Annotated in this window: 1 protein-coding gene; it reads right to left on the reverse strand. The window is 65.2% G+C overall.

What is annotated here, in order from left to right; translation table 11 throughout:
* Positions 1-336, reverse strand: a 336-nt coding sequence (locus tag KW821_RS21455; protein ID WP_218292863.1) for a hypothetical protein, incomplete at both ends; no start/stop codon positions are given.

Here is a 336-nt window from a genome sequence, read left to right on the forward strand (position 1 = left end):
TCGCACTCCAGCCCACAAAGACCGCCGGGGTGTCGGCACCCACGGTGTCGTTGCCCAGCACGTTGCCGTTCAGGCTGCCGGCCACATCCTCGGTGGTGGTGCCGCCCGCATCGTTGTTGGCCGTCGGTACATCGTCAACGATGCGCACTATCAGCTGGTCACTGGCACTGGTGCCACCCACCCCGTTCACCCCGATGGTGATGCTGTCATCAAACCCGGTGGGCGTCGCCCCCAGCTTGCTGTCGTTGTCGATGGTCGCACTCAGGGTGTAGCTGTAGTTCACCGTCCCGCCGCTGGCCGTGCCCACGTAACTCAGCAGCGTCAGCACCCCTTCGC

Origin of the sequence: Aeromonas sp. sif2416 (genome assembly GCF_019218665.1) — a bacterium.
GTDB classification, from domain to species: domain Bacteria; phylum Pseudomonadota; class Gammaproteobacteria; order Enterobacterales; family Aeromonadaceae; genus Aeromonas; species Aeromonas encheleia.